Genomic DNA, 25,950 nt, shown 5'->3' with positions numbered 1-25,950 from the left:
CTCACCCCGTACAGGTGAGAGCGTGCGGCCGGGGAGCGGTCAGTGTTTCAGCCACAGCTTGCTCAGCAGGATGACCAGCCCCAGGACGAGGTTCACCAGGGCCGACAGAACCAGCAACCGCCGGGTCGCGCCCGCCTGCCGGGCCGCCGCCACCGACCAGCCCACCTGTCCCGCCACGGCGACGGCCAGCGCGAACCACTGCCCGCCCTGCACACCGAGCCCCAGCACGGGACTGACCCCCACGGCGGTCGCCGGCGGCAGGGCGGCCTTGACGATGGTCCACTCCTCCCGGCACACCCGCAGGACGACAGCACGGTCCGGTGGGCGCTGCGCCAGCCGCGCCCCGAACAGGTGCGCGTGCACATGCGCGATCCAGAACACCCCGCCGGTGAGCAACAAGAGCAGCATCAGCTCGATCCGCGGGAAGTCGCCGAGCGTGCCGGCGCCCACGATCACGGACGCGGCGAGCATCGAGCCGTACACACCGCCGGTGTAGTCGGCGTGCGTCCGGCGCACCGCGGGGTTCGCGACGGTCGCCCCCGCGCCCCGGCCGGTGGGCGGGCCGGAGTCCGCGTCGCCGGGTCGGTCGGGTGCGGGCCGGTCGGGTGCGCGCCGGCCCGGTGCGGGCCGGTCCCGTCGGCCGGTCACGTCGGCCGCCGGGTCACAGCAGGTCCAGTTCGCGGGCGCGGCGTACCGCCTCGTTGCGGCGGCCGACGGAGAGTTTGCGGTAGGCGCTCTTGAGGTGGGTCTTCACCGTGTTCACGGAGACGTACAGGTCGGCGGCGATCTCCTCCGTGGACATCGCCAGCGCCAGCCGCCGCAGCACGTCACGCTCGCGTCCGCTCAGTTCCCCGACGAGCGGGGGCGGCGGGGCCGGGTTCCGGTGCGGACCGGTGCCCCTGGACCGGCCCGCACGGGGGGCGGGCCGCCCGGCCGTCAGATAGGGACGCAGCCACGGCCCGGCCTCCGTGAAGGGACGCCGCAGTCGCTCCGGCCGCGCCTCCGCCACCGCCCGCTCGACGTGTCTGCGTGCGGCGGCGCCGTCCCCCGCCGCGTCGGCGGCCCGCGCCCGCACCAGCGCGGCCCGCACGGTCACCGCGGGACCGGCGCGTCCCTCGGGTGCCGCCTGGTCGAGCAGCCCTAGGGCCGCCGCGGGCCGCCCGGCGGCGAGCTGCACCCACGCGGCGCCCACCACGCAGGCCACCTGGTCGCGGGGCACCTCGGACAGCAGCGCGGCGGCGGCCTGTGCCCGTCCCTCGGCGAGCCGCGCGGCCGCCGCGACGACCGCCGTCTCCCCCCGCACCCACGGCGACTCGGTGTCGGCCCGCACACCCGTCCGCACCGCCTTCCACGCGGAGCCGGGCTCGCCGCGCGCCAGGTGCAGCCGGGCTGCCGTGAGGGCGCGGCCGGCCTCCAGGACGGGGTCCCGCAGCGCGGGGTGCGACTCGGCCGCCGTGTCGAGCAGCGCCTGCGCCTGCCCCAGTTCCTCCCGCTCCACGGCCACGGCGGCCAGGACGAGCCGTTCGACGCCGGAGCCGCCGGGGCGCGCCAGCCCGAACCGTTCTGTCTCCGCGAGGGCCTCATGCGCCGTGCGTTCGGCCCTGCGCAGCCATCCGTTCAGGCAGTCGATGAGGCCGAGCCGGCCCAGGGCGTCCTCGCGCGGCAGGGCGGTGGCGGCTCCCGGGGCCAGGTCCGCGGCTCTCGCCAGCGCGGACCTCGCACCGGTGAAGTCCCCGGCCCACAGCCGGGTGGACCCCACGTGGTCCAGCAGCAGCGCGAACAGCTCGGGGTGCCGGTCGAGCAGTTCGACGGGGACGACGTCCCGCAGCGCCTCGGCCGCCCGCACGGCGTCCTCGGCGGCGTCCGGAGCCCCGGCCAGCCGGGCGGCGAGGGCCTCCAGGAAGGCGCAGCTCAGCCGGGCCGCAGCCGGGTCGACCGGGTCCGTCGAGCCGTCGTGGTCGCGCAGGTGGCGGCGCGCCCGGCGCAGGTGGGTGAGGCCCCCGCCGAGTTCGCCCCGGGACAGCCGGCCGGCCGCCCGCACCAGCTCGGGGGCGGGTCCGGTGCCCTGCCGCCCCATCCGCGCGAACAGTCCGGCGAGGGTGTCGGAGCGGGGGCCGGTGAAGAACTGGCCGAGGGCGAGGTCGTCGACCAGGGCGCCGGCGGTGAACTCCCAGTCGTCGGCGGCGGCTCCGTGCCCGAGTGCCGCCGGCAGGGCACCGGCCCTGCGCAGGGAGACTGCGGCCCGCCGGTGCAGCTCGGGTTCCAGGCCCGGGCGGCGCATCCGCAGATGGGCGCGGAGGATCTCCCCGAACAGCGGGTGCAGCCGGTACACCCCGTGTCCCAGGTGCTGGACGAAGGCGTTGCAGCGGTGCAGCCGGGCCAGGACGGCCTCGGCGTCCGCGCGGCCCGTGACGGCGTTCGCCAGCCCCGGCCCGAAGCGGTCGAGGACGCTGACCCGCAGCAGCAGTTCCTGCGTTCCGTCGTCCTGCCGTTTGAGCACCTCCGCCAGCAGGAAGTCGGCGATCGCGCTCCGGTCTGCCTCGAACTCCTTGAGGTAGATTTCGGGGTCCGGGGCCTCGCCCGCCGCCAGGGCGCACAGCCGCAGTCCGGCGGCCCACCCCCGGGTGCGCCGTACGACGCCACGCACGGCGGCCGGGGGCAGGTCGAGGCCGTGCGCCTCCAGCAGCAGGGCCGCCTCCTCGGGCGTGAAGGCGAGTTCCGCGTCCCGGATCTCGGTCAGCTCGCCCGCCGTCCGGTGGCGGTGCAGGGGCAGCAGCGGTTCGGTGCGGGTGACGAGCACCAGGCGCAGCCCCGGCCCGGAGTGCCGCAACAGGAAGTCCAGCTGCTCGGCGACCTCCGGGGCGGTGACCCGGTCGAACTCGTCCAGCACCACAACCACCGGCCGGTCCCGCCCGCTCAGCGCGGCGGCGAGCCGGGCCGGCAGGGCGGCGCCCACCCGGTGGGCGTCCGCCGGGAACCCGACGTCCTCCGGCAGCGGCACCCCCGACGTGCGCAGGGCCTGGAGCAGGTACGCCCAGAACATCCCGGGGTCCTGGCCGTCGGCGTCGGTGGTGAGCCAGGCGACGGGCAACTCGTCGAGCTCCGCCGCCCAGTCCGCGACCAGCAGCGTCTTCCCCGCGCCGGCGGAGCCGTTGACCATGGTCAACGGGGTGCGCAGGGCCTGGTCGAGATGGCCGGCCAGCCGCGCCCTGCGCAGGAACGTCACGGGACGGGCGGGGACGGCGAACCGGGTCCGCAGGAAGGGGTCGCCATGCGGATCGTGCACGTCGTGCGGGTCGTGCATGTCGTGCGGCTCGTGGGAGCCGCCGATGCCTTCCACGGCCGGGGGGCCGTCACCCTGATGTGCGGTCGTCATGGCATCACCGCCCTCGTCGGGCCGCGCTCCCTCTCAGCATCCCAGCAGCGGGCCCGCGCGGCGCGCCGTGGCCGGTGCCTCGGCTAGCGTCGGCGTATGAGCACCACGGCATCCCTCGCCTCCGCCCTGGCGGACGGCACGGTCGTCCTGGACGGCGGCATGTCCAACCAGCTCGCGGCGGCCGGCCACGACCTCTCCGACGAGCTGTGGTCGGCGCGGCTCCTCGCGGAGGACCCGGAGGCGGTCACGGCGGCGCACCTCGGGTACTTCGAGGCGGGCGCGGACGTGGCGATCACGGCGAGCTACCAGGCGACGTTCGAGGGCTTCGCGCGGCGCGGGATCGGCCGTGAGTGCGCCTCGGAGCTGCTGGCGCTGAGCGTGGAGTGCGCGCGTACCGCGGCCTCGCGCGCCCGGGGCCCGCGCCGCCCGCTGTGGGTGGCGGCCTCCGTCGGCCCGTACGGGGCGATGCTCGCGGACGGCTCCGAGTACCGGGGCCGCTACGGGCTGACGGTCGCGGAGCTGGAGCGCTTCCACCGCCCCAGGGCGGAGGTCCTGGCGTCCGCCGCCCCGGACGTCCTCGCGCTGGAGACGATCCCCGACACCGACGAGGCCGAGGCGCTGCTGCGCGCGGTGCGCGGGCTCGGTGTGCCGGTCTGGCTTTCGTACTCGGCGGCCGGCGGCCGGACGCGGGCGGGTCAGCCGCTGGAGGACGCGTTCGCCCTGGCCGCGCGGGCCGACGAGGTGATCGCGGTCGGCGTCAACTGCTGCACTCCCGAGGACGCGGACCACGCGGTCGCCGTGGCCTCCCGCGTGTCGGGGAAGCCGGTCGTGGTGTACCCCAACAGCGGCGAACAGTGGGACGCCCGGGCCCGGGCGTGGACCGGCGAGTCCACCTTCGCGCCCTCCCGCGTGACGGGCTGGCGGGAGTCGGGGGCCCGGCTGATCGGCGGGTGCTGCCGGGTGGGTCCGGAGACGATCACGTCGATCGCGGACGCGCTCCGGGTGTCGTAGGACCCTCACAGCGCCACGGCCGCACCATCGCACGGCGGCCTGGGCCCGTCCGGCGCCGGCGAGCCCTCCCTCGCGCTCCGCGCAGCGTGGTACGGTGCCATGAGTGCCATGCAGCGCCGCCTTCCGGCGCCGGGCCGATCCTCATCGCCGAAACCCTCTTCGCTTCGGCTTCTTTCCTTCCGCCGTCACGTCGGCCCTCGCACCGCCCACGGACGGCTTCCCCGCACCGTTCCGCGTCGGGTTCGCCCCGCGATGCGACCGCAGTGCGGTTCCCGCCGCAGGGAGGCGCGCGCACGCCCTCCCCGAAGACCGCGGCTCCCGCCCTTCTCCTCGTGTTGCTGTTCCCGAAAGGACCGACCACATGACCACCGCTCTCGACCGCCCCGCCCCTCAGACCTCCGCGCGTCAGCAGTCCCAGACCGTCACCGTCACCGGCGTCCTGGACGTCGACGCCACCGGCAAGGGGCACCTGCGCGGCCCCGGTCTCACGGCCGGCTCGTCCGACCCCGTCGTCTCCGCCGCCCTGGTCCGCCGGCACGGCCTGCGCAAGGGCGACCTGGTGGAGGGCGTCCTCGGCGACCGGCGCTCGCTCAGCGAGGTGGCCCGGGTCGACGGCCGTACGCCCCGCTCGCTCGCGGCACGGCCGCACTTCCGGGACCTGACGCCCCTTCACCCCCACCGCCGACTGCGCCTCGAACACCGCGCGTCCGGGCTCGCGGGCCGCGTCATCGACCTGCTCGCACCGGTGGGCAAGGGGCAGCGCGGACTGCTCGTGGCACCGCCCAAGACCGGCAAGACCGTCCTCATCCAGCAGCTCGCGGCGGCCGTCGCGGGCAACCACCCCGAGTGCCGGCTGATGGTGGTCCTGCTCGACGAACGCCCCGAGGAGGTCACCGACATGCGCCGCTCGGTACGCGGCGAGGTGTACGCGTCCACGTTCGACCGCCCCGCCAAGCAGCACATCGCGCTCGCCGAGCTGGTCGTGGAGCGCGCCAAGCGGCTGGCGGAGGCCGGTGAGGACGTCGTCGTGCTGCTGGACTCGCTGACGCGGCTGTGCCGGGCGTACAACAACGCGGCAGGGCCCGGCGGCCGCACCCTCAGCGGCGGCGTGGACGCAGGTGCGCTGATCGGTCCGAAGCGGTTCTTCGGCGCCGCCCGGCAGACGGAGGAAGGCGGTTCGCTGACGATCCTCGCCTCCGCGCTGGTGGAGACCGGGTCGCGTGCCGACGACTTCTACTTCGAGGAGCTCAAGGGCACCGGCAACATGGAACTGCGGCTGAGCCGCGAGTCCGCGTCACGCCGGCTGTTCCCGGCCGTCGACATCACCATGTCGGGAACGCGTCGGGAGGAACTGCTCCTCACTCCGCAGGAGTTGTCCGCCACGCAGGGTCTGCGGCGGGCCCTGCAGTCCCGGGACGGTTCGGCCGACCTGGAGACCCTGCTGGGCCGCATGCGCGAGACGCCGGACAACGCGGCCTTCCTCCGCCAGGTCCGCCCGACCCTGCCGGCCGGTTGACGCCACGGCGGCCGGATGGCACCACGGCGGCCGGCCGGACTCACAGTTGGTCGCCGGCGACGGCCGGTGCCGGCGGATGCTGCCCGCCGCCGTCCTTGAGGTCTTCTTCGCAGGTCCGTCCGACGTAGGACTGGTCGTTGGGGATCACCAGCACGTCGGCAACCTGCTCGGGGTGGTCGACCGCCAGCCAGATGTCGGCCGTGCGGTCACCGTTCGGCCCGAAAGCCTCTTCCCAGTGGACCGTCCGACACCCCACCGCCACGCGCTCCTTGTCGACCGCGCACAGGTCCACCGCGATGCGGCTGGTGGTCTCGGCGCCGTCGAAGCGGAGGCGGAAGTGGACGTGGTCGCCTTCGTCGGGCACCTGAGGGTGAGGTCCGAGGCGCCAGTCGACGACTTCGGCGGTGACCCCCATCGGCCGCCCGGACGTGTCCTCGACCTCCACGTTGACCCCGGCCTCACCGCGCTCGGCGGTGGTGTCCTCGCAGTTCCAGACGAGGGAGCAGCCGGACAGGGCGAACACCGTGAGAGCCGACGCCGCTCCGACGGCTGTCCGTGCGACGACCACGCGGTTGACCTCCGGTCAGGCAGCTGATGTTCCTTCGACGTGATTGTCGGTCATCCGTCCGTGCGGCGCCGGCCGCGCCGACGCAGGGACGACAGCGGGCGGCCCTCAGTTGATGATTTCGGCGCGGTCGTCCGAACGAATGGCGGCCAGTCGGTCCCGCCACATCTGGAGAGCCTCGGGGGTCAGTCGCGTCCAGTCCGTGACCTCACCGATGATCCGGAGTGGTTCCCTGCTGCGATAGGAGCGGGTGGGATTGCCGGGGAATTTCTTGTCGGTGACGTTGGGGTCGTTCTCGAACTCCCCGGTCGGTTCGACGACATACACGTGCGGGGTTCCGTCGCCGGCGGCGATTTCGGCGGCGAGTCCCGCACCGTCGCGCAACGCGGTGAAGTAGATGTGGTTCATCACGATCTCGGGCCGGTAATTGGAACGGAAACCGGCGGTGAGAAGATCACCGATCTGCAGCTCGGCCTTCGTGCCGTGGTAGAACGGCCCCTCGTCCCACACCTCATCCATCCGGCACAGGCTAGCAAGCCGGGGAACCGCGGGACCTGGCAACTGTGAGCACCTGCCTGGAGTCGGACCCGCTGTGGTAGGCGGAGGCTGCTCGCCAGTCGTCCACGGCCGACAAGCACGCCACATCGCTGATGGGCGGTCAAGTAGCAGACTGGGTCAGGAACGCTTCGTTGCTGTGGGCCCGCCGTTACCGACGGCGAAAGCACTGCGGCCAGGCAAAGGTCCTCTCGACCACCATCGGCAGGCGGCAGGCACTTCAAGCCCGGCCCCGCGAGGCGTTGTCAGGTGCGGGCGGTCAGGAATTCCAAGGTGCCGGTCTCGGTGTCGAAGCTTCGCAGGGTGGTGAGGTGGACCGACAGGGGAAAAGGCGGGAGGAGTTCGGGGACGCGGCGGCCCGCGAAGGCGCCGGTGCGGCGGGTGCGGCCGAGGGTGATGTGCGGGCTCCAGCGGCCGGGCTCGTGGAAGGGGCTGAGGGTCTCGGGCGGGCTGTCCGAGACCACCGCCTCCCACACCCTGCGGTGCAGGTCGGCCAGCGCGGAGTCGAGCTCCAGCGACCAGGCCAGCACCGAGGTGGGCCGCTCGAAGCGGATCAGCCCGTCGAACCGCACCGGCAACGGCAACGCGGCGGCCACCTCGGCCAGTTCCCAGCGGATCGGTGCCGTCAGCTCCGGACAGGACGCCAGGGTGAGGTGCGGGCTGTTGGTCGGTGAGCGGTGGCGCGCCTGACTCGGCAGCCCGGCGTCCGCGAGCCGCCGCCAGGCCTCCCGGACCGCCGCGTCCGCCGCCTCGTCCAACAACAGTTCCACCGTGCGCACCGCAGCAGCCTACGTGTGCTTTTCTGCCCTCTCCGGTCAGGCAGGGCCCGGGGCCCGAGGCCCACGCATGTGCCGCCCCCGGAGGAGCGGTTGAACGTCGGTCATGGCGCAGAACAGGTGCGATCGCCGTCGTCGTCCTCTTCGGCGCCGCGCTGCTCCCCCTCACGTCGTGTTCGTCCGCATCCGAAGCGTCGGGCAGCGCCAAAGCATCCGCCTCGGCGACCCGTGCCACTCCCCCGCCGACGGTCCCGTTCACTCCCTCGCCCGCCGGGCCGTATGCCGACGGAACCTGTGAGGTCGAGGTCGGGGTGGGGAACGTGGTGACGGTGCTGGAGGCGTACGGGCCGGGGCCGATCGAGGTCACGGGGGTCGCGGTGGCGGTGGCGTACGGCTGAACTGCGGCGAAGGGCCCGCGGCGGCCCTCAACGACGCCATGAGCCTCACGGTCGTAGGCGTCCGCGGCGACACCGCCGTCCTCCGTATCGCACCCGCAGGCTGACACCCGCGGAGCGGTACGCGCGGCCGGCACCCGTGTCAGGGCGGCATGCCGATGGCGTACCAAAGCGAGAGATGCCCTCTTTGTCCGTGTCATGCTGGGGTTTTGTTCGATCACGGTCGTGTCGGGAGGCCGGGTGTACCCCTCGCATGGATGGCTGGACGGGCGGAGCCGCCGTGCCCGGCGGGCGACGGCCTCCGGGGCACCGGAGTGTGCCCGTTGAGCGAGCAGCAGGAGCCCGGGCCGCAGGACGGCCGGGCGGACTCGCAGCAGCCCCAGGTCCCGGACCTCCGACCGCACCTGGACGCCGAGCTGGAACGGATCGGCACCCAACTGCGGGCACTCGCAGACGCCAAGGACCGCCTCCAGGGGCTGCTGGACGCCGTCCTGTCCATCAGCGGCGAGCTGGACCTCTCCTCGGTGCTTCGGCGGATCGTCACCACCGCGATGGACCTGGTCGGCGCCCGCTACGGCGCCCTCGGGGTGCTCCACGAGTCCGGTGAGTACCTGAAGGAGTTCATCACGGCGGGGCTCGACGAGGCCGAGCGCGCCGCCCTCTCGGGGATTCCCTTCCCGCACGGCCGGGGCGTGCTCGGGCTGCTGATCCACAACCCGGAGCCGCTGCGCGTCGAAAGCATCCCGTCCCACCCCTCCTCGGCGGGCTTCCCGCCCGGCCATCCGCCGATGCGGACCCTGCTGGGGGTGGCCATCAGCGTCCGCGGCGAGATCTACGGCGACCTCTACCTCTCCGAGCGGAGCGACGGCCGCCCCTTCGCCCCGGAGGACGAGGACATCGTCGTGGCCCTCGCCGGCGCCGCCGGCATCGCCATCGAGAACGCCCGCCTGTTCGGGCAGGTCCGGGACAGCGCCGAGCGGTTCCAGCGTCTGCTGCTGCCCGCGCTGCCCGGCCTGAGCCCGTTCGAGGCCGCCACCGTGTACCGGCCCGCCAACCGGCCCAACCAGCTCGGCGGGGACTGGTACGACGCCGTCGTGCTGCCGGACGACGCGGTCGGGGTCATGATCGGTGACGTCGCCGGTCACGACCTGTACGCGGCCGCCGCCATGGCGCGCATCAACAGCATGCTCCGAGCCCTCCTCTACGACCTCCGCAACCCTCCCAGCCAGGTCCTCGGGCAGCTGGACCGCACGTTGCTGACCACCACCGACATCCCGGTCACCACCGTCTGCCTGGCCCGTATCGAGCCGCAGGAGACCGGCTGGGTGCTGCGCTGGAGCACCGCCGGGCACTTCCCGCCGCTGCTGATCGGACCGGACCTGGAGACCGAGTACCTGGAGGCCGAGCCGGGGCTGCCGCTCGGCGTGAGCACGGGCATGGAGCGGCCGGACCACACGCACCCGCTGCCCGCGGGCTCCATCCTGCTGTTCTTCACCGACGGACTCGTCGAGCACCACGCGCGCTCCATCGACGAGGGCCTGACGGCGCTCGCCGACCTCGCCGCCACCCACGCCGAACGGCCGCTGAACGAGTTCGTGCAGGTCCTGGCCGACCATCATCCGAGCGACGGCCAGGACGACATGGCACTGCTCGCCCTGCGCATCCCCGCCAGCACCCGCTGCCCACCACCGGCCGCACCGGACGACGAGGAGCGCTGAGCCCTCCGAGGCGCGCTCAGGTCCGCCGCAGGGCGCCGCCGCGGCGGAGGCGGCGGACGACCGAACGGAGTTCGGGGGACTGTGGGGTGTGCGCGGACCGCTCCGCGGCGGGCGTGGTCCACAGGGCCAGCTCGCGGTCACGGGGGCCGTGGACGGTGCGCGGCGCGCCGTCGCCGAACACCCGCACCGGGTGGTCCGGTCCCCACCGCTCCCAGCCCGGGGTGCCGTCGGTGACGAACCGTACCCACGCCCCGTGCATGGCGTCGGCCAGGTCCTGCGGTGCCCCCTCGCCCGCGAGCTTGCGGGCGTCGGGGCTGTCGCCGCTGTCGAAGACGAAGCCCAGCTCCAGGGCGTGGCAGGCTCCCATGCCGGGGCGGTTGGACGGCCAGGCGAACTCGAAGACGTACGACGGTTCCGTACGGCCGTCGGACAGGCGGTGCAGGGGGTTGCGGAGCAGGTGGTCGGTGACCATCTGGCCGACGGTCTCGGTGGTGCCGGCGTCGGGGTGCAGGGCGCGGTAACCGCGCGGGACCTCGCTGCCGCAGCGACAGCGGGCCATCGCGCCGGCCAGGGCGACGGCGCCGAGGCGGTCGACGCGTTCCGTAAGGCCGCCGGGGACGAGCCACAGGCGGTACTCGTCGCGGGTCCAGCCGGTCAGCAGGGTGACGCCGGGGGCCGCGCCGTCGGTGAGGGCCTCCAGGGGGTCGCGCGGCACCAGGTCGCCGTCGACGACGATGCCGAAGGCGGGCCCGCCGAGCACCGGACCGCCGAGGCGGCCGACCTCGGCCTGCGCGCGGAGCAGCTGCTCGCGGTCGACGCCGGCGAAGGCCTCGGCGGTGGCGGGCACCTTGAGGCGGCCGGCCATCCGGCGGACCATGCGCCGCACCTTGTCCCGGTCCGTGGACTCCGGCGGTCCGCTCTGCAGGACGGCCTGCCGCACCAGCCCCTGGGCCTGCGGGGCGGCGACGAGCGCGCCGGCGCTGATGGCCCCGGCGGACTGGCCGGCCAGGGTGATCCGGCCGGGGTCCCCGCCGAAGGCGGCTATCGACTCGTGCACCCATTGGAGCGCGGCGAGCTGGTCGCGCAGGCCGGCGTTGGCGGGGGCGTCCGGGAAGCGGCCGTATCCCTCCACACCGAGACGGTAGTTGAGGGACACGAAGACCACGCCGTCGCGGGCGAAGGTGCTGCCGTCGTAGACCGGGACGGCGGAGGAGCCTCTGGTCAGGGCGCCGCCGTGCAGCCAGACGAGGACCGGGAGCCGGGCGTCCGGGGACGGGTCGGGGGTCCAGACGTTCAGGTTGAGGCAGTCGTCGCCCGCGATGTCGGGGTCGGACAGGTACTCGGCGAAGGCCGGGGAGTACGGGGGTTTCGGGGCCGTCGGGCCGAAGGCGCCGGCGTCGCGCACGCCGTCCCAGGGTTCCGGCGGGACGGGCGGGCGGAAGCGGCGCGGCCCGAAGGGGGGTGCCGCGTAGGGGATGCCGCGGAACACGGCGACACCCTGCTCCCGTCGGCCGCGCACGGCGCCGTACGCCGTTGTGGCCACCGGGTTCTCGCGGTCTGCCGTCATGTGCCCACCAGCCCTTCATGCGCGCGTGCTCCTGCGCACGCGCACCGTGCCACCCGGCCGGACCCCGGCGCCGAACCCCCGACACCGGACCCACCGGTAGCAACAAGAGCACCACACCACTCAGCGGTATTCCTGCCCGCGCACGGGGGCGGACCCCCGCCACTGGGAAGGGTTCTTGCCGGACCGACCCCTCGGATCTCCAGGAGGAAGCGCTTTCCGTCCGGTGGAGAGGTGCGTGGGCCCGATGAGCCGAACGGGGCGTGCGCGCGGCGGCCGGACGGGCCCGGGCGGTGGTGGCCGGCGAGGCAGGCATGTCACGCAGGCCCGGCACTCGCCTCGGGCACCCGCCGCGCCACGGAGGCGTTGCGGGAGGTCAGCGGGCCGCGGCCCAGCTGATCCCGCCGCGCAGGTGGGCGCGGAAGTCCGGGTCGTCGTAGATCTCGGAGGTGTGGCCAAGCGAGGTGTAGAAGACCCGGCCCGCACCCTGCTCACGGCACCAGGCCAGGGGGTGATCGGCGCCCATGGTGCCGCCGTCGTACGAGGACTCGTCCGCGGAGACCAGGACCCGTACGGCGGGCCGCGGGTTGGTGCGGAAGTCGTACCACTCGTCGGTGAGCTCCCAGACGGCCGGCAGATGCCGGGTGGCCGGGTGGCCGTGGTCCTCGACGACCGCGCGGCCGGGCTGGAGCGGGGGGTGGCGGTCGAAGCGGGCGCCCAGGAGTTCGCCGTAGTACGGCCAGTCGTACTCGGTGCAGGCCGCCGCGTGCACACCGACGAACCCGCCGCCCGCCTCGACATGGGCGGCGAGCCGCTCGCGGCCGGCCGGGGTGAGCACGTCACCGCTGGTGGAGAGGAAGACGACCGCCGCGTAACGGTCGAGCGGCTCCTCGAACACCGCCGGGTCCTCGTGGGCGTGGACGTCGAAGCCGCCGAGGGCGCGCAGGGCGGCGACCCCGGCCGGGATGGAGTCGTGCCGGTAGTCGGTGGTGCGGGTGTAGACCAGCAGCGCGGGGTCGGACATGCGCGGGAGCCTACGCGCGCGTGCGCCGGGCGCCGTCACGGGGGCGGCCGAGGCGGACGCCCCCGTGACGGGGGGCGGCTGCGGCGGGCGCCGTCACGGGGGCGGCTGCGCCTGGTGCCGTTACACGGGCGGCTGAGGCGGGGCGCGGTCCCGGAACCCGTCGCCGCCGCGTGCCGGCGCCTACGATGACGGCAGCGGCGGTCAGCCGCCGGAGCGGGGAAGGGGACGACGGAGCCGATGAGCCTGCGCCAGTACGAGTACGCCCTGGCCGTCGCCGAGGAAGGCTCGGTGACCGCCGCCGCCGAACGGCTGCACGTGGCCCAGCCGTCGGTCTCCCAGCAGATCCGCGGCCTGGAACGGGAGCTCGGCGTGAAGCTGTTCGCCCGCACGCCGACCGGGCTGGTGCCCACCACGGTCGGCCGGGCGTTCCTGCGGGAGGCCGAAATCGCCGTGAGCGCGTCCCGGCGGGCGCGGGCGACGGCCCGGGCCGGTGCCGAGGACCTGGTCGGCGAGCTGGTGGTCGCCGTGCAGATGGGCTTCGGCACGCGGCAGTTGCCCCGGGCGCTGGGCGAACTGCGGCGCCGGTTCCCCCGGTTGGAGATCACCGTGTTCGAGGAGCCGAGCGCGACGGAGCTGGACCGGCTGTGCCGGCGGGGCGCGCTGGACTTCGCGCTGATGGCGGCGTGCGACCGCACCCCCTCCGACGCCCATCACCTCGGCGACGAGGAGCTCGTCGTGGTGCTGGGCGAGGGTCACCCGCGACTCGGCTCCGAGCGGGTGGAGTTGCGTGACCTGGAGAGCGAGCCGTGGGTGCGGTTCGACCGGGACAGCACCCTCGACGCCGTCCTGCTGGAGGTGCTGCGGGACGACGGCCTGGCGCCGGCCACCGCCGCCCGGGTGTCCCAGGCGGCGACGGCGGTGCGCTGGGCGGCGCAGGGGCTGGGCGTGACCCTCCTTCCGGCGTCGGCGGTGCCTCCCGAGCACGAGCACCTCGCCCGACCGGTGTCCCCGGCCCTTTCCCGGCCGGTCATCGCCGTGGTCCGGCAGGACGGCGGCCCCGCCGAGACCGCCCTCCTCGACCTGCTCCGCCACGAGAACTGGCCCGGCTCCGTACGGGAACGTCTCACCCTTTCCCGGGTTTCCTGACCCACCCTCCGCCGTCTCGCACCGTATTCACGCACTTCACGAATGCACGGAATTCACGGAACTCACCGGGGGAATTCGCCGCCGTCCACGACGAGATTGGTGCCGGTCACCCAGCTCGCGCGGTCGGAGACGAGGTACAGCACCGCGTACGCGATGTCGTCGGGCAGGCCCTCCCGGCCGAGCGGCGGGGTCGACGTGGCGCCGGTGGTGTCGCTCAGGGCCGCCCACTGCCGGCGTGTCTCCTCGCCGCCGGGGGTGGCCGTCCGGCCCGGCGTCACGGTGTTGACCCGGACCCCGGCGGGGGCCAGTTCCGTGGCCAGTCCCCGGCTGTAGTTCTCCAGGGCCGCCTTGGCCGCCGTGTAGTGCAGGAACAGCGGGCCCGGGACGGGTACGACGGCCGACGACACGTGGACGATCGCCCCTGCCCGCCGGTCGCGCATGCCCGGTGCGAGCAGGGCGTCCAGCCGGACCGCCGAGAGGTAGTTGAGGTCCAGGGCGTCCTGCCACTCCTCGTCCGGGATGGCCAGCGCACTGCGGTGCGGGCCGGCGCCGCCCGCGTTGTGGACGACGATGTCCACACCGCCCAGGGTGTCCGCCACGGCCTCGGCGAGCGCCTCCGCGCCCGCCCGGGTCCGCACGTCGGCCGCCACGAATCGGGCCCCCTCGGGGACGGTCCCCGACGCGGACCGGGCGGTGGTCAGCACCTCGGCCCCCGCGTCGAGGAGCTGCCGCACGACGGCCGCTCCGATCCCCTTCGTACCGCCGGTGACCAGGGCCCGCTTTCCGGTGAGTTCCCCGGTGGCGGAATTCTCGTTGTGCGCTGTGGACATTGCACGGTCCTTTCACTGCATCATCCATGCGATTCCCTCGATGGAAACGGGGATTCGCGATGAGAAAACCGTACGTTCGCGTCGAATCACGAAGCAAAGACGAAATGTGAGCGGAGGACATAGGCATCGCCTATGGCATCGAGGGCGCCCGTGTCCGATTCGTTCAAGACGCCCGGCGCCGGCCTCCCTACGGTGGGCGGCATGAGTGCACGATTCGATGCCATCGGAATGGTCGTCTCGGACATGGCCGCCTCCGTCGCCTTCTACCGGCGCCTCGGGCTGGTGTTCCCCGACGGGGCCGAGACGCAGGGACACGTGGAAGCGGAACTGCGGGGCGGACTGCGGCTGTTGCTGGACAGCGAGGAGGTGGTCCGGTCCTTCCACCCGCGGTGGCGGGCACCGTCGGGCGAGGGCCGGACCTCCCTGGCCGTACGGTGCGACAGTCCCGCCGAGGTCGACGCGCTGTTCGCCGGGATGGTGGAGTCCGGCGCCCGCGCCGAGTTGAAGCCGTGGGACGCGGAGTGGGGACAGCGATACGCCGTCGTCCTCGACCCGGACGGCAACGGCGTGGACCTGTTCGCCCCACTGAGCACGGGCGAGTAGCACTCCCGTCTCACTTCGCCATCGCCCCTGAGAAGTCGTTTCTCCTGGCGGGTGGTGCCGGGCATCATGGTCGCCCGGCAGGGCCTACGAGCGAGAGGACGTGTGCGGTACGTGGCTGGAGGCGTCCGGACAGTTTTGACCGAGCTGTGGCAGCGGCACTGGCCCGACTGTCCTCCGGTGGGGTACAAGCTCCGTGACCCGTACCGGGATGTCTGGGTACGCTTCCACAGCCTGCCGGAATCGAAGCGGTACCCGGAGGACGAGGGCGAGTACGACATCGTGCTGGGGCGGTACAACACGGTCCTTGACGAGTTGTTCGCCGGTGAAGACGTGTACGTGATCACACCGGTCCGGACGGCCGAAGCCAAGGTGCCCCCGTTCCAGCCCGAGGCCGGCTACTGGCAGAGCCTGCTGGTGAACGACGATCCTGATCCGGAGTTCCGCACCTACTGCCATCTCTTCGCCGCCCGCCGTCCCTGGCAACATGGCTGCCTTGACGGGCCGCTCCGGGACATCGCTGACGACAGGGTGGCGGGAGTCCTCATCACCGACACCCAGGTGCGCCGCATCCACCACCCCTACGACGGCGGCGCCGACGTCTTCCTCGCTACGCCCGGGGAACGGGATCGGATGCGCCAGCGGCATGCCGACTGGCTCTCAAGCCATCCGTTGGGGCTCTGACGGGTCGGGATCAGCAACCCCCCAAGGTTGCCGGTGGCGATAACCACGTCGAATCGGCTGGCTCAGTACCTCAAGCTGGCCTTGTCCCCGTCGATGCGCAGGAAGAAGCGGTTGATCGTTTCGCCTCCGGCTACGGGCACGAGAGTGAGTCCGAGGTCGAGGATCGGCTTGAGTGCCGCGGTCGTCCGGCTGCCATCGGGATCCGGCCCTTGTACCGCGGCCCAGGCCTCGAACAGTGGCCGGACCGGTTCCCAGCCTGGGCCGGGGCCGAAGTCGCAGAGGTAGACCGGCATGTCGATGCCGTGGACCGTCAGGAGCCCCACGAATTCGTCGCCGCGCATGAGGCGCCATGCACCGCTCACTGTGCCCTCCCCTGCCGAGCGTGCCCGCACAGTACCGCGCGTCTGCGGAGTCGCGGTCCCTCATGACCGGCTCACCTGGCGCACCCGGCGCCCTGTGCGGGTCAGCCGGGCGGGCGGAGGGCGTTATTAGAAATCAGGAGGCGGGCCGAGGCCACCGGAGGCCGTCAGGCGTGCGGGGCGGGCGGCACCAGCTCGCGCAGCGGTACCCCTGTCAAGCTGCGTACCTCGCGGGACAGATGAGGCTGGTCGGCGTAGCCGGCGCGGGCCGCCGTCTCCGCGAAGGGGACGCCTGCCCGGGCCAGGGCCAGTGCGCGGCGCAGGCGGAGGATGCGGGCCAGGGTCTTGGGGCCGTACCCGAAGGCCGTGAGCGACCTGCGGTGCAACTGGCGAGCACCGAGGCCGAGTTCGTCGGCCGCGGCGGCGACCGGGCGGCCCGCGGCGAGCGCGGTGACGAGACGGCCCAGCACAGGGTCGGGCGGCGCGGCCTCGGCGGCCAGGCGCAGGGCGACCTCCTCCAGCCCCTGTGCCGGGTGGTCCGCCGCGTGCACGCGGGCGCTCGCGCGCCGTACGTCCGCCGTGGGCCACAGGTCGGCCAGGTCCACCCGGCTGTCGCGCAGTTCGTGGGCGGGCACGCCCAGCAGGGGGGGCGCGGTGCCGGGGCGGAAGCGGACGCCCGCCCAGGCGCTCGGCTCGCCGACCGGGTGCGCGCGGGTGTCGGGGCCGGCGACCAGCAGACGTCCGTCGTGCCACAGCAGGTCCATGCAGCCGTCGGGCAGCACCCGGCCGGAACCTCCGTCACCGGACGGGTTGCTGGTCCACACCACCGCTCCCGGCAGCCGGGACGCCCGCTCCCTGTACATGCCGTCCAGGCTACGCGGCGGCCCGGCCGCGCCATTCCTGCGGACTGACACCGAAGGCCCGCTTGAAGGCCGTCGACAGGGCGAAGGCGCTGCCGTAGCCGACGTGACGGGCGATCGCGCCGATGGTGTCGTCGGTGTCGCGCAGCCGGTCGGCGGCCAGCGCGAGGCGCCAGCCGGTGAGGTACGTCATCGGGGGTTCGCCGACGAGGCGGGTGAAGCGGCGGGCCAGCGCGGCGCGGGAGACGCCCGCCTCGGCGGCGAGGCCGGCCACCGTCCACGGGCGGGCCGGGTCGTCCTGCACCCTCCGCAGCACGGGGCCGACGACCGGGTCGGACAGGGCCTCGTACCAGGCGGGCGGCTCCGCCTCGGGGCGGGCGAACCAGGCCCGGAGCGCGGCGATGACCAGCAGGTCGAGCAGCCGGTCGAGGACGACCTCCTGGCCGGGTGCCTCGCGCGTGACCTCGTGCATGAGGAACGGGGTGAACGGGCACTCCCACACGTCCGCGCCGAGGGACAGCAGCGGCGGCAGCGCCTCCAGCAGCCGGCCGCCGATCTCGCCGCGCATCTGGTAGGTGCCGATCAGCAGCACCGTCTCCCCGTCCGGACGGTCGCCCCAGGTGCGCACCCCGAGGTCCATCACGCCGTTGAGGGGCCGCCCGTCGGGGTAGTGGCATGCGCCGCCGGGCAGGATCAACGCCTGCGGTGCCGTGTCCGGGTGGTCGGCGCAGGTGTACGGGTCGGGGCCGCGGGCGACGGCGAGGTCCCCGGCACGCAGGCGCACCCGCTCCCCCTGGTCCGGCAGCAGCCACGCCTCGCCGCGCACCAGCAGCATCACCGTCAGCGGGGCCCGGTCCTCCACCCGTACCGCCCAGGGCGGGTCGAAGCACGCCCGGATCATGAACGCCCCGCGGGCGCGGGGACCCTCCAGCAGACCGGTGAGCGCGTCCATGCCGTCAGCGTAGACGCGGGCGTATGGGGACGCGCCGTTCGGCCATGGTTCCGCGCACGGCACGGCAGTTGAATCGGCGGCATGGACGAGAAGACGGACACGAAGGACATGACCCTGGTCGTCACCGGCGCCTCGGGGCGTACCGGGAGGCGGGTGGCGCGGGCCGCGGAGGCGGCCGGAACGACGGTGCGGCCGGCGTCACGGGCGACCGGCTTCGACTGGGAGGACCGCTCGACGTGGGCGGACACCCTGCGCGGGGCGGACGCGGCCTATCTGGTCCACCCGGCCGACGTCGGCGCGCCCGGCACCGCCGAGGCGGTGGGCGCCCTGGCTGACGTCGCCGTGCGTCTGGGCGTGCGGCGGCTGGTGCTGCTGTCGGCGCGCGGCGAGGACCAGGCGCTCGCGACCGAGGAGGCGCTGCGGGCGTCCGGCGCGGACTGGACGGTCGTCCGGGCCGCCTGGTTCGCGCAGAACTTCAGCGAGGGGCCGCTGGCGCAGGAGCTGCGGCGCGGGGAGCTGGTGTTCCCGGCCGGTGAGGTGGCGGAGCCGTTCGTCGACGTGCGGGACATAGCGGAGGTGGTGGTGGCCGCGCTGGCGGACGGGAACCGGTACGCGGGACGGACGCTGAGCGTGACCGGTCCGCGGCTGCTCACCTGGGCGGAGGCGGTGGCGGAGATCGCGGCGGCCACGGGCCGGCCGCTGACGTTCCGGGCGGTGCCGGCGGACGCCTACCGGGAGGCGCTGGAGGGTTTCGGGCTGCCGGGCGAGGAGGCCGCGTTCCTCACGGACGTCTTCGCGACGCTGCTCGACGGGCGCAACGCGCGCGTGGAGGACGGGGTGCGGCAGGTGCTGGGCCGGGAGCCGCGGGACTTCGCCGGTTTCGTACGGGAGGAGGCGGCGGCCGGGACCTGGACGGCGTGAACCCAGGACCCCGGCTCCCGGCCCTTCGCCCCCGGCCCCGGCCCCCGGCCCCCGGCGGGCTCAGTCCCCGCGCTTGTCGTCGTGGCCCGGGCCGTTCCCGCCACGCGGGTGGGAGGGCTTGGTGTGGGCCCGCAGGCGGGCCGTGACGTCCTCCGGGGGCAGGAAGCGCGACCAGCGCTCGGGGAACTCGGAGGGCATGTCGGGGTCCGCCTCCCCCGACGCGCTCGTGCGGGCGACGTACTCGGCGACCTGTGCCTGCCGCTGCCGCTCGTTGGCCTCGCGGGCCGCGGCGGTGGCGGCGGCCGGCCAGACCCGGTCGATGGCCGCGTTGACGGCCGCGCCGACCAGCACGGCGAAGGCGGACACACCGATCCACAGCAGGACGGCCACGGGGGCCGCGAGGGAGCCGTAGATGGTGGGGCCCTCGACGGTGCTGGTCAGGTAGATGCGCAGCAGGAAGCTTCCGAGCACCCACATGGCGAGGGCGACCAGCGCGCCGGGCACGTCCTCGATCCACGGGGAGCGCACCGGCACGGAGACGTGGTACAGCGTGGTCAGGAAGGCCACGGACAGCAGGATCACGACCGGCCAGTAGAGGATCTGGACGACCGTCGTCGACCACGGCACCACGTCCACGACCGCGTCCGGTCCCGCGACCATCAGCGGCAGCGCCACCGAGCCGATCAGCAGGGCCACGATGAACAGCAGGAAGGCCAGCAGCCGGGTCTTGACGATGCCCCGCACACCGTCGAGGCCGTACATGACGGTGATGGTCTCGATGAAGACGTTCACCGCGCGGGAGCCCGACCAGACGGCGATCAGGAAGCCGAGGGAGATCACGTCCGGGCGGCCGCCCTTGGTCACGTCCCGCAGGATCGGCTCCGCGACCTCCTTCACGCCCCGGTCGGACAGCACCGTGCGGGAGGCGTCGAGGAGGTTGCGCTGCACGCTCTGGATGGTGTCGGCGCCGGTCCACGCGTCGACGTAGCCGAGCAGGCCGATCAGGCTGAGCAGCAGCGGGGGCACGGACAGCAGCGTGAAGAACGCCGCCTCTGCCGCCAGGCCCAGGATGCGGTACTCCATGCACGAATTGACGGTGTCCTTGAGCAGCAGCCAGGCCGTCCTGCGTTTGGAGACGTTCCGGTACAGGGCGCGGGCCCGGTGGAGGCGACCGGAGGGCGCGTCTGGGGATTCACTTGCTGGCTGCACGAACCAAAGGTATCCGCCGGGCCCGGGCCCACTCACCCACAGGCCCCGTCCTCCTCACCCTCAGGCCCCGTCCGCGCGTGAGGCGGGGCGGACCCGGGGTAGGTTCGCCCCATGGCAGGCATCACGCACTCCGTGACCAACCAGGCTCCGCCGCTCGTCCAGTACGACGTGTTCGGCTCCGACCGGGCGCTGGTGGAGGCGGTCGAGCGGCACCTGGCGCCCGAGGTGCGCGACGACGGGCTGGCGGAGCTCTCGGCCCTGGGGCACACGGCGGGGTCCGCGCAGGTGCAGGAGTGGGGGGTGCAGGCCAACGAGAACCCGCCGCGGCTGCGCACCCACGACCGCTACGGCCGGCGGATCGACGAGGTCGAGTTCCACCCGGCCTGGCACCGGCTGCTCGGCAAGGGCGTCTCGGCGGGGCTGACGGCGGCGTGGGGGCGGCCCGGCGGGCATGTGCGGCGGGCGGCGGCCTTCCTGATGTGGACGCAGGTCGAGGCGGGCAACGGCTGCCCGCTGTCGATGACCCACGCGTCGGTGCCCGCGCTGCGCACCGACCCGGCGCTCGCCGCCGAGTGGGAGCCCCGGCTGACGTCGGTGATCTACGACCGTGCCCTGCGGCCGCCCGGGCAGAAGCCCGGCGCGCTGTTCGGGATGGGGATGACCGAGAAGCAGGGCGGCAGCGACGTACGGGCGAACACGACGGCCGCGCGGCCGCTGGCCGAGGACGGCACCTACGCGCTGACCGGCCACAAGTGGTTCTGCTCGGCACCGATGTCGGACGCCTTCCTGGTGCTGGCGCAGGCGCCCGGCGGGCTGACCTGCTTCCTGGTGCCCCGGGTGCTGGAGGACGGCAGCCGCAACGTGTTCCTGCTCCAGAGGCTCAAGGACAAGCTGGGCAACCGCTCCAACGCCTCCGCCGAGGTCGAGTTCGACGGCACGTGGGCGCGCCGGGTCGGCGAGGAGGGGCAGGGGGTGCGCACCATCATCGGGATGGTGGCGGCGACCCGGCTGGACTGTGCGCTCGGCTCCGCGGGGCTGATGCGGCAGGCCGTGGCGCAGGCGGTGCACCACTGCGCGTACCGCGAGGCGTTCGGCGGGAAGCTCGCCGACAAGCCGCTGATGCGCAACGTGCTGGCCGATCTGGCGCTGGAGTCGGAGGCGGCGACCACGCTGGCGCTGCGGCTGGCGGCGGCGTACGACGACGGCGGCGAGCAGGAGCGGGCGCTGCTGCGGATCGCGGTGCCGGCGGCGAAGTACTGGGTGACCAAGCGGTGCGCGCCGGTCGCGGTGGAGGCGGCCGAGTGTCTCGGCGGCAACGGCTACGTCGAGGAGTCGGGGATGCCCCGGCTGGTGCGGGAGTCGCCGCTGAACTCGATCTGGGAGGGCGCGGGCAACGTGCAGGCGCTCGACGTGCTGCGGGCGCTGCGCCGGGAGCCGGCGGCGCTGGACGCGTATCTGCGGGAGGTCGGGAAGGCGCGCGGGGCGGACCACCGGCTGGACGCGGCGATCAAGGACCTGCTGACCGACCTGGCGGACCTGGAGGGCGTCGAGGGGCGGGCGCGGCGGCTGACGGAGCGGCTGGCGCTGGTGCTGCAGGGCTCGCTGCTGGTGCGGCACGCGCCGCCGGAGGTGGCGGACGCGTTCTGCGCGGGACGGCTGGGCGGCGACGCGGGATCCGCGTTCGGGACCCTGCCGTACACCCTGAACCTGGCATCGGTGGTGGAGCGGGCCCGCCCGCTGTCCTGAGGCCCTTGACCCGAGCGCCCAAGGGGCGCGGGGAACTGCGCGACCAGCCACCACGCGCGCGCACCCGCCGACGCGCATCGAACCGCACCCCGTGCCGCGCACCGCCCGGCTGCCGCGGGCATGACGCGGGGGTGGTGCTGCGCCGACACGGCACCACCCCCGCCGCAACGGACTCCCGAAGAGCCGTGCACGCCGCTCGGGGCGGCGTCGCTAAAGTTTCAATCAGTGACCGGTCGTGCCACCAGAGTTGCAGGGGGTTGCAACTTGCTGTTTCCGTGCCGGTACTGAGCGTCGACATCCGGGGCAGGCGGCAGTATGTGGTCCCACAGGTTTTCTTCCGGGAGGTGCAGTGGCGCTCTCGCCGACGGACGTGAGGCATCTGACCGCCGTCGACACCCGGCGCGCGGCGCGGGTGCTCAGCGAGGTCCGTTCCGCCGCGCTGTCCGGGCGGCCCGCGCCTCTCGCTCCCCGTCCGGTGATCGGACAGTCCTGGGAGCGGGTGCGGCGCAGCGGGGTGGACCCGGACCGCGGACTGCGCAGCGGGCTGCTGCCCATGGACGAGGTGCGCAGGCGGCGGGAGTCGTCGGCGTTGCGGCACGTGCTGCCGGTGCTGCGGGAGGGACTGCTGTCGGTCGCGGACGTCGCCCACCACATCATGGTGGTGGCGGACGACGACGGCCGGGTGCTGTGGCGGGAGGGCAGCGCGCCGGTGCTGCGCAAGGCGGACGTGCTGGGCTTCGAAATCGGCGCGGACTGGCGTGAGGACGTCGTCGGCACCAACGGGGTGGGCACGCCGGCGGTGACCGGGCGCCCCGTGCAGGTCTTCGCCTCCGAGCACTTCGTGCGGTCGCACGCCACCTGGACGTGCGCGGGCGCGCCGATCACCGATCCGCGCGACGGGCGGCTGATCGGCGTGGTGGACGTGAGCGGGCCGCTGGAGACGATGCACCCGGCGACGCTGGCCTGGGTGGACTCGGTGGCGAAGCTGGCCGAGGCGCGGCTGCGGGAGATGCACGTACGGTCGCTGGAGCGGCTGCGCGCGGTGGCGGCGCCGGTGCTGGCCCGGACCGACGGCCGGGCGCTGGTGGTGGACCGGCACGGGTGGACGGCGGCGGTGACCGGAATGCCGTACACCGAGCGGCTGGCGCTGCCCAAGTCGCTGTCGGCGGGCCTGCGCCGGCTGCCGGCGCTGGGCCGGTGCTCGCTCGAACCGCTCGCCGGGGGCTGGCTGGTGCGGGCGGCGGACGAGCCGGCGCCCCGGGCCGCGAGCCGGATCGTGCTGGACCTGGGCGAGCCGCGCCGCCGCTCGGTGCGGGTGTCCGACGGCGCGGGCTCGTGGACCCGGGAACTGAGCCCGCGGCACGCCGAGTTGCTGTACCTGCTGGCGGTGCACCGCGCGGGCCGCAGCGCGGCCGACCTGGCCCGGGACGTCTTCGGCGACCCGGCCCGTACGGTGACGGTGCGCGCGGAGATGTCGCGCGTCCGGCGCTACCTGGGGTCGCTGCTGGAGCACCGCCCCTACCGGTTCACGGAGTCCGCCGAGGTGAAGGTGGTCCTCCCGGACGACTCCGGCGACCTCTTCGCCCGTACGGCGACGGCCGGCACCGCGTCTGCGCCGGTGCGTGGTTCGGGCTGAACCCGGGCCGGTCTTCTGGCCGGAAACAGGTGCGTCGAGGACGTACAGGTGTACGCGGACCGGTGCCCTGCGGGCGGCCGGGACGTGAAATTGCACGGTCTTCATGTCGCCCGGCGGCCGGCTGCCGTAGCATCCCGGTACGGGCCGTCCCATCTGCTCCACGGTCAACCCGCGGATCACCGGACGCAGTTGGCTCGCTCGGGAGGACGCTATGAAGCATCGCGGCAGACACCGCCGACGCCGCAGGGGCAGAGCGCTGCGGGGTGCGCTGGCCGGGACCGCCCTCGCGCTCACCGCCGCGGCCACCATGATCAGCACCTCGCAGGCCACCGACGCCGACGATCCCGGCGCGCTGAAGCCGCTGACGACGGCCGCCGACACCGCCCCGCTCAGGCTGACCGAACACGCCGTCCCGGGTGCCGAACTGAAGCGCCTGGCCGCTTCGATGGGCAGGCCCGTAGGTGTGGGCGCCGTGCTCGCCGACCCGGACGGCGCGCTGCGTGACGCCGAGGACTGCGCGGACGACGACCGGCGGGCGCTGCCCGTCGAGCCGGCCGCGACCCGGGCGTACTGCTGGCCGGACCGGGACACCGACGGCTGGCGGGCCGGCGCGGTCACCGGCTCCGGGGACGCGGACGAGGACGGCCGCTGGGGCGCGCACCGCGTGGTGCTGTCCGGTTGGACCCGCAGCACGGGGACGCCCGCCGAGCAGGGCCTGGCGCGGGTCGCCTTCGTGGCCGCCGACGACGACCGCGCGCCGCGCTACACCTGGGCGCTGCTCACCGTCCCGGTGGACGGCGGACGGGACTACCGCGGCCTGGGCTCCGACGTGTCCGGCATGGTCTGGTACCAGGACAAGCTGCTCGTCACCGCGGGCCGGGGCGAGGGCAGCGCGCTGTACGTGTACGACCTGGACCGGATGCAGCGGGCCACGGTGGACGGCACCTCCGTCGGGCGGGTGCCCGGCGGCTGGTCGGCGGCGGGCGCCCGGTACGTGCTCCCGGCGGTCGCGTCCTACGGCACCGCCGGCGCCGGCGCGCCGCGTCCCGGCGGCATCGCCCTGGACCGCAGCACCGTGCCGGACAGCCTGGTGGTGCACGAGGCGACGCCCCCGGACGACGAGGGGCCGACCCTGCTGTGGCGGTACGCGTTCGGCACCCGGCCGGAGCGGGCCGGGCTGCTGGAGGCGGAGCCGGTCGCGGTGTACGAGACCGAACTGACCCATGTGACCGGCGTCCTGGCTCACCGGTCGGACTGGTACGTGAGCCGCGCCACCGGGGCGCCGGACGAGCGCTCCACGCTGTGGCGGCAGGACCTCGAGGGCGCGCGTCCGGTGCGCTGCGGCGCGGACGAGACGTACCGCTGCTGGAGCGGTCCCTCGACGTCCCTGTCGTACTGGCAGGCGACCGGTGATGTGTGGTCGCAGTCGGGGCGGATGCTGTTCGCGCTGCCCCTGGCGTCGGTCGACCGGTCGCTGGAGCGGTAGCGGCAGCGGGAAGAGGTCCTGGGAGCGACAGCGGTACGGCGTCCTGGGAGCGTCAGCGGGCCGGGGTGTCCGGGCCCTGGTCAGGCGTTCGACACGGGCGTGTGCCGGATGGTTGTCTTTCGGTCATGACGACCATCTCCGTGACCACCTGGTCCCTGGAGCAGACCGCGCCCACCGATCTCCGTCCGGCCGCCGTGCCGGAGGGGGACGTACGGGTGGTCCGCTCCGAGGTGCCCTCCCCCGAGTTCAGCCGGTTCCTCTACGCCTCGGTGGGCGGGGACATCCGCTGGACCGACCGGCTTGCCTGGCCGTACGCGCGGTGGCGGGAGCACCTGGACCGGCCGGGTGTGGAGACGTGGGTTGCCTACGACCGCGGCACGCCGGCCGGGTACGTGGAGCTGGAGGCGCAGCAGGAGGGGGTCGTCGAGATCCTCTACTTCGGGCTGCTGCCGGCCTTCCGGGGCCGCCGCATCGGCGGGCACCTGCTGTCGTACGGCGTGGCGCGCGGCTGGGACCTGGCGGACCGGTGGCCGGGGCTGAAGCCGACCACCCGGGTGTGGCTGCACACGTGCAGCAAGGACGGCGAGCATGCCATGGACAACTATCGGCGGCGGGGCTTCCGGCTGTTCGACACCAAGGTCGAGGAGGAGCCGGAGGTGACCACGCCGGGTCCCTGGCCGGGCGCGTACTCCGCCTGACGGGCTTCGGCAAGACCGCTCGCCGCGCTTGTGACCAAGGACACCCTTGTCTCGCTCCATGAGACATGGGTGTCCGCATTTCGGAAGACGGTGGACTGCCTCCAGATCGCCGTGCCAGGCTTCCGTCATGCCTGGAACTGGAATCGCCTTGGTGAGTCGGCGGCACGTCGACCTCGGCCGCATGTCCAGCGCCATCTGTCCGGCGCGCTGAGAGCACCCAGCAGCGCCCGACACCTCTCTCCCCGCATCATCTGCGCAAGGACGCGCACTTATATGCCCGCGCGCCCACAGGCGCAGGTCAGAGCCGCTCAAGGCACGGCGCC

General features: G+C 74.1%; 24 protein-coding genes. 12 read left to right on the top strand and 12 right to left on the bottom strand.

Annotated elements, in window-relative coordinates:
* Positions 1-39 precede the first annotated feature (39 nt).
* Together F3L20_RS12870 and F3L20_RS12865 are read right to left on the bottom strand one after the other, a co-directional pair.
* Positions 40-516, bottom strand: coding sequence for a hypothetical protein (locus F3L20_RS12870; protein WP_150157315.1), 477 nt, complete (start codon positions 514-516; stop codon positions 40-42).
* 145 nt (positions 517-661) lie between these two features.
* Positions 662-3,304, bottom strand: a complete 2,643-nt coding sequence (locus F3L20_RS12865; protein WP_240810938.1) for a LuxR C-terminal-related transcriptional regulator — start codon at positions 3,302-3,304, stop codon at positions 662-664.
* Between the two features lie 168 nt (positions 3,305-3,472).
* Between F3L20_RS12865 and mmuM the strand changes: the two genes are divergently transcribed.
* Positions 3,473-4,387: a homocysteine S-methyltransferase gene (mmuM, locus tag F3L20_RS12860; protein WP_150154494.1), complete on the top strand. Its 915-nt coding sequence runs from the start codon at positions 3,473-3,475 to the stop codon at positions 4,385-4,387.
* A 361-nt stretch (positions 4,388-4,748) separates the two neighbouring features.
* Positions 4,749-5,903, top strand: a complete 1,155-nt coding sequence (gene rho / locus F3L20_RS12855; protein ID WP_150154493.1) for a transcription termination factor Rho — start codon at positions 4,749-4,751, stop codon at positions 5,901-5,903.
* A 40-nt stretch (positions 5,904-5,943) separates the two neighbouring features.
* Here the strand turns inward: rho and F3L20_RS12850 are convergent, their stop codons facing one another.
* The 3 genes from F3L20_RS12850 to F3L20_RS12840 all read right to left on the bottom strand — a co-directional run bounded on the left by F3L20_RS12850 (position 5,944) and on the right by F3L20_RS12840 (position 7,802).
* Entirely contained in the window at positions 5,944-6,471 is a 528-nt protein-coding gene (locus tag F3L20_RS12850) for a hypothetical protein (RefSeq protein ID WP_206338891.1), read from the bottom strand.
* A gap of 105 nt (positions 6,472-6,576) precedes the next feature.
* Positions 6,577-6,987 carry an NAD(+)--rifampin ADP-ribosyltransferase gene (arr, locus tag F3L20_RS12845; RefSeq protein ID WP_150154492.1) on the bottom strand — a complete coding sequence of 137 codons (411 nt, stop codon included), beginning with the start codon at positions 6,985-6,987 and terminating at the stop codon, positions 6,577-6,579.
* A 281-nt stretch (positions 6,988-7,268) separates the two neighbouring features.
* Positions 7,269-7,802, bottom strand: coding sequence for a 2'-5' RNA ligase family protein (locus F3L20_RS12840; RefSeq protein WP_150154491.1), 534 nt, complete (start codon positions 7,800-7,802; stop codon positions 7,269-7,271).
* Positions 7,803-8,517: 715 nt separating this feature from the next.
* Between F3L20_RS12840 and F3L20_RS12830 the strand changes: the two genes are divergently transcribed.
* Positions 8,518-9,912, top strand: coding sequence for a PP2C family protein-serine/threonine phosphatase (locus tag F3L20_RS12830; RefSeq protein WP_240810890.1), 1,395 nt, complete (start codon positions 8,518-8,520; stop codon positions 9,910-9,912).
* 16 nt (positions 9,913-9,928) lie between these two features.
* On the opposite strand, the gene F3L20_RS12825 is transcribed toward F3L20_RS12830, so the two are convergent.
* Together F3L20_RS12825 and F3L20_RS12820 are read right to left on the bottom strand one after the other, a co-directional pair.
* The gene (locus F3L20_RS12825; RefSeq protein WP_150154489.1) at positions 9,929-11,479 is read right to left on the bottom strand and encodes a carboxylesterase/lipase family protein; all 1,551 of its coding nucleotides are present in this window, start codon (positions 11,477-11,479) and stop codon (positions 9,929-9,931) included.
* A gap of 373 nt (positions 11,480-11,852) precedes the next feature.
* On the bottom strand, positions 11,853-12,500 hold the full coding sequence (locus F3L20_RS12820) for a ThuA domain-containing protein (RefSeq protein ID WP_150154488.1): 648 nt from the start codon (positions 12,498-12,500) through the stop codon (positions 11,853-11,855).
* A gap of 237 nt (positions 12,501-12,737) precedes the next feature.
* Between F3L20_RS12820 and F3L20_RS12815 the strand changes: the two genes are divergently transcribed.
* A complete protein-coding gene (locus tag F3L20_RS12815; protein WP_150154487.1) occupies positions 12,738-13,646 on the top strand; it encodes a LysR family transcriptional regulator in 909 nt (302 codons plus the stop codon).
* Between the two features lie 62 nt (positions 13,647-13,708).
* On the opposite strand, the gene F3L20_RS12810 is transcribed toward F3L20_RS12815, so the two are convergent.
* Positions 13,709-14,476, bottom strand: coding sequence for an SDR family oxidoreductase (locus F3L20_RS12810; protein WP_150154486.1), 768 nt, complete (start codon positions 14,474-14,476; stop codon positions 13,709-13,711).
* Between the two features lie 201 nt (positions 14,477-14,677).
* Between F3L20_RS12810 and F3L20_RS12805 the strand changes: the two genes are divergently transcribed.
* Both F3L20_RS12805 and F3L20_RS12800 read left to right on the top strand, forming a co-directional pair.
* On the top strand, positions 14,678-15,079 hold the full coding sequence (locus F3L20_RS12805; RefSeq protein WP_150154485.1) for a VOC family protein: 402 nt from the start codon (positions 14,678-14,680) through the stop codon (positions 15,077-15,079).
* Positions 15,080-15,256: 177 nt separating this feature from the next.
* A complete protein-coding gene (locus tag F3L20_RS12800; protein ID WP_150154484.1) occupies positions 15,257-15,760 on the top strand; it encodes a DUF3885 domain-containing protein in 504 nt (167 codons plus the stop codon).
* Positions 15,761-15,822: 62 nt separating this feature from the next.
* On the opposite strand, the gene F3L20_RS12795 is transcribed toward F3L20_RS12800, so the two are convergent.
* From F3L20_RS12795 to F3L20_RS12785, 3 genes are all read right to left on the bottom strand, one after another.
* Entirely contained in the window at positions 15,823-16,122 is a 300-nt protein-coding gene (locus F3L20_RS12795) for a hypothetical protein (RefSeq protein WP_240810889.1), read from the bottom strand.
* A gap of 164 nt (positions 16,123-16,286) precedes the next feature.
* Entirely contained in the window at positions 16,287-16,982 is a 696-nt protein-coding gene (locus tag F3L20_RS12790) for a helix-turn-helix domain-containing protein (RefSeq protein WP_150154483.1), read from the bottom strand.
* A gap of 10 nt (positions 16,983-16,992) precedes the next feature.
* Positions 16,993-17,931 (bottom strand): AraC family transcriptional regulator, encoded by a 939-nt coding sequence (locus F3L20_RS12785; protein ID WP_150154482.1) that lies wholly within the window; start codon positions 17,929-17,931, stop codon positions 16,993-16,995.
* 81 nt (positions 17,932-18,012) lie between these two features.
* On the opposite strand from F3L20_RS12785, the gene F3L20_RS12780 reads away from it, so the two are divergent.
* Positions 18,013-18,852 (top strand): NAD(P)H-binding protein, encoded by an 840-nt coding sequence (locus F3L20_RS12780; protein WP_150154481.1) that lies wholly within the window; start codon positions 18,013-18,015, stop codon positions 18,850-18,852.
* Positions 18,853-18,912: 60 nt separating this feature from the next.
* On the opposite strand, the gene F3L20_RS12775 is transcribed toward F3L20_RS12780, so the two are convergent.
* Positions 18,913-20,061 (bottom strand): YihY/virulence factor BrkB family protein, encoded by a 1,149-nt coding sequence (locus F3L20_RS12775; RefSeq protein ID WP_150154480.1) that lies wholly within the window; start codon positions 20,059-20,061, stop codon positions 18,913-18,915.
* A 111-nt stretch (positions 20,062-20,172) separates the two neighbouring features.
* Between F3L20_RS12775 and F3L20_RS12770 the strand changes: the two genes are divergently transcribed.
* The 5 genes from F3L20_RS12770 (at position 20,173) to F3L20_RS35595 (ending at position 25,838) form a co-directional block, all read left to right on the top strand.
* Entirely contained in the window at positions 20,173-21,807 is a 1,635-nt protein-coding gene (locus F3L20_RS12770) for an acyl-CoA dehydrogenase family protein (RefSeq protein ID WP_150154479.1), read from the top strand.
* A gap of 349 nt (positions 21,808-22,156) precedes the next feature.
* On the top strand, positions 22,157-23,443 hold the full coding sequence (locus F3L20_RS12765; protein ID WP_150154478.1) for a GAF domain-containing protein: 1,287 nt from the start codon (positions 22,157-22,159) through the stop codon (positions 23,441-23,443).
* A gap of 211 nt (positions 23,444-23,654) precedes the next feature.
* On the top strand, positions 23,655-24,929 hold the full coding sequence (locus tag F3L20_RS12760; protein WP_150154477.1) for a hypothetical protein: 1,275 nt from the start codon (positions 23,655-23,657) through the stop codon (positions 24,927-24,929).
* Between the two features lie 125 nt (positions 24,930-25,054).
* Entirely contained in the window at positions 25,055-25,627 is a 573-nt protein-coding gene (locus tag F3L20_RS12755) for a GNAT family N-acetyltransferase (protein WP_150154476.1), read from the top strand.
* A 58-nt stretch (positions 25,628-25,685) separates the two neighbouring features.
* A complete protein-coding gene (locus F3L20_RS35595; RefSeq protein WP_400043093.1) occupies positions 25,686-25,838 on the top strand; it encodes a putative leader peptide in 153 nt (50 codons plus the stop codon).
* Positions 25,839-25,950 lie beyond the last annotated feature (112 nt).

Source organism: Streptomyces tendae (assembly GCF_008632955.1).
Lineage (GTDB): Bacteria > Actinomycetota > Actinomycetes > Streptomycetales > Streptomycetaceae > Streptomyces.
Note: the sequence above shows the minus strand (reverse complement) of the source record. Positions and strands in the feature narration are given on the sequence as shown.

Coding starts and splice junctions, on each gene's coding strand:
- F3L20_RS12770 (WP_150154479.1), top strand. CDS start 20,173: ATGGCAGGCATCACGCACTCCGTGACCAACCAGGCTCCGCCGCTCGTC.
- F3L20_RS12780 (WP_150154481.1), top strand. CDS start 18,013: ATGGACGAGAAGACGGACACGAAGGACATGACCCTGGTCGTCACCGGC.
- F3L20_RS12825 (WP_150154489.1), bottom strand. CDS start 11,479: ATGACGGCAGACCGCGAGAACCCGGTGGCCACAACGGCGTACGGCGCC.
- F3L20_RS12760 (WP_150154477.1), top strand. CDS start 23,655: ATGAAGCATCGCGGCAGACACCGCCGACGCCGCAGGGGCAGAGCGCTG.
- arr (WP_150154492.1), bottom strand. CDS start 6,987: ATGGATGAGGTGTGGGACGAGGGGCCGTTCTACCACGGCACGAAGGCC.
- rho (WP_150154493.1), top strand. CDS start 4,749: ATGACCACCGCTCTCGACCGCCCCGCCCCTCAGACCTCCGCGCGTCAG.
- mmuM (WP_150154494.1), top strand. CDS start 3,473: ATGAGCACCACGGCATCCCTCGCCTCCGCCCTGGCGGACGGCACGGTC.
- F3L20_RS12785 (WP_150154482.1), bottom strand. CDS start 17,931: ATGGACGCGCTCACCGGTCTGCTGGAGGGTCCCCGCGCCCGCGGGGCG.
- F3L20_RS12815 (WP_150154487.1), top strand. CDS start 12,738: ATGAGCCTGCGCCAGTACGAGTACGCCCTGGCCGTCGCCGAGGAAGGC.
- F3L20_RS35595 (WP_400043093.1), top strand. CDS start 25,686: ATGAGACATGGGTGTCCGCATTTCGGAAGACGGTGGACTGCCTCCAGA.
- F3L20_RS12790 (WP_150154483.1), bottom strand. CDS start 16,982: ATGTACAGGGAGCGGGCGTCCCGGCTGCCGGGAGCGGTGGTGTGGACC.
- F3L20_RS12755 (WP_150154476.1), top strand. CDS start 25,055: ATGACGACCATCTCCGTGACCACCTGGTCCCTGGAGCAGACCGCGCCC.
- F3L20_RS12810 (WP_150154486.1), bottom strand. CDS start 14,476: ATGTCCACAGCGCACAACGAGAATTCCGCCACCGGGGAACTCACCGGA.
- F3L20_RS12805 (WP_150154485.1), top strand. CDS start 14,678: ATGAGTGCACGATTCGATGCCATCGGAATGGTCGTCTCGGACATGGCC.
- F3L20_RS12820 (WP_150154488.1), bottom strand. CDS start 12,500: ATGTCCGACCCCGCGCTGCTGGTCTACACCCGCACCACCGACTACCGG.
- F3L20_RS12865 (WP_240810938.1), bottom strand. CDS start 3,304: ATGCACGACCCGCACGACGTGCACGATCCGCATGGCGACCCCTTCCTG.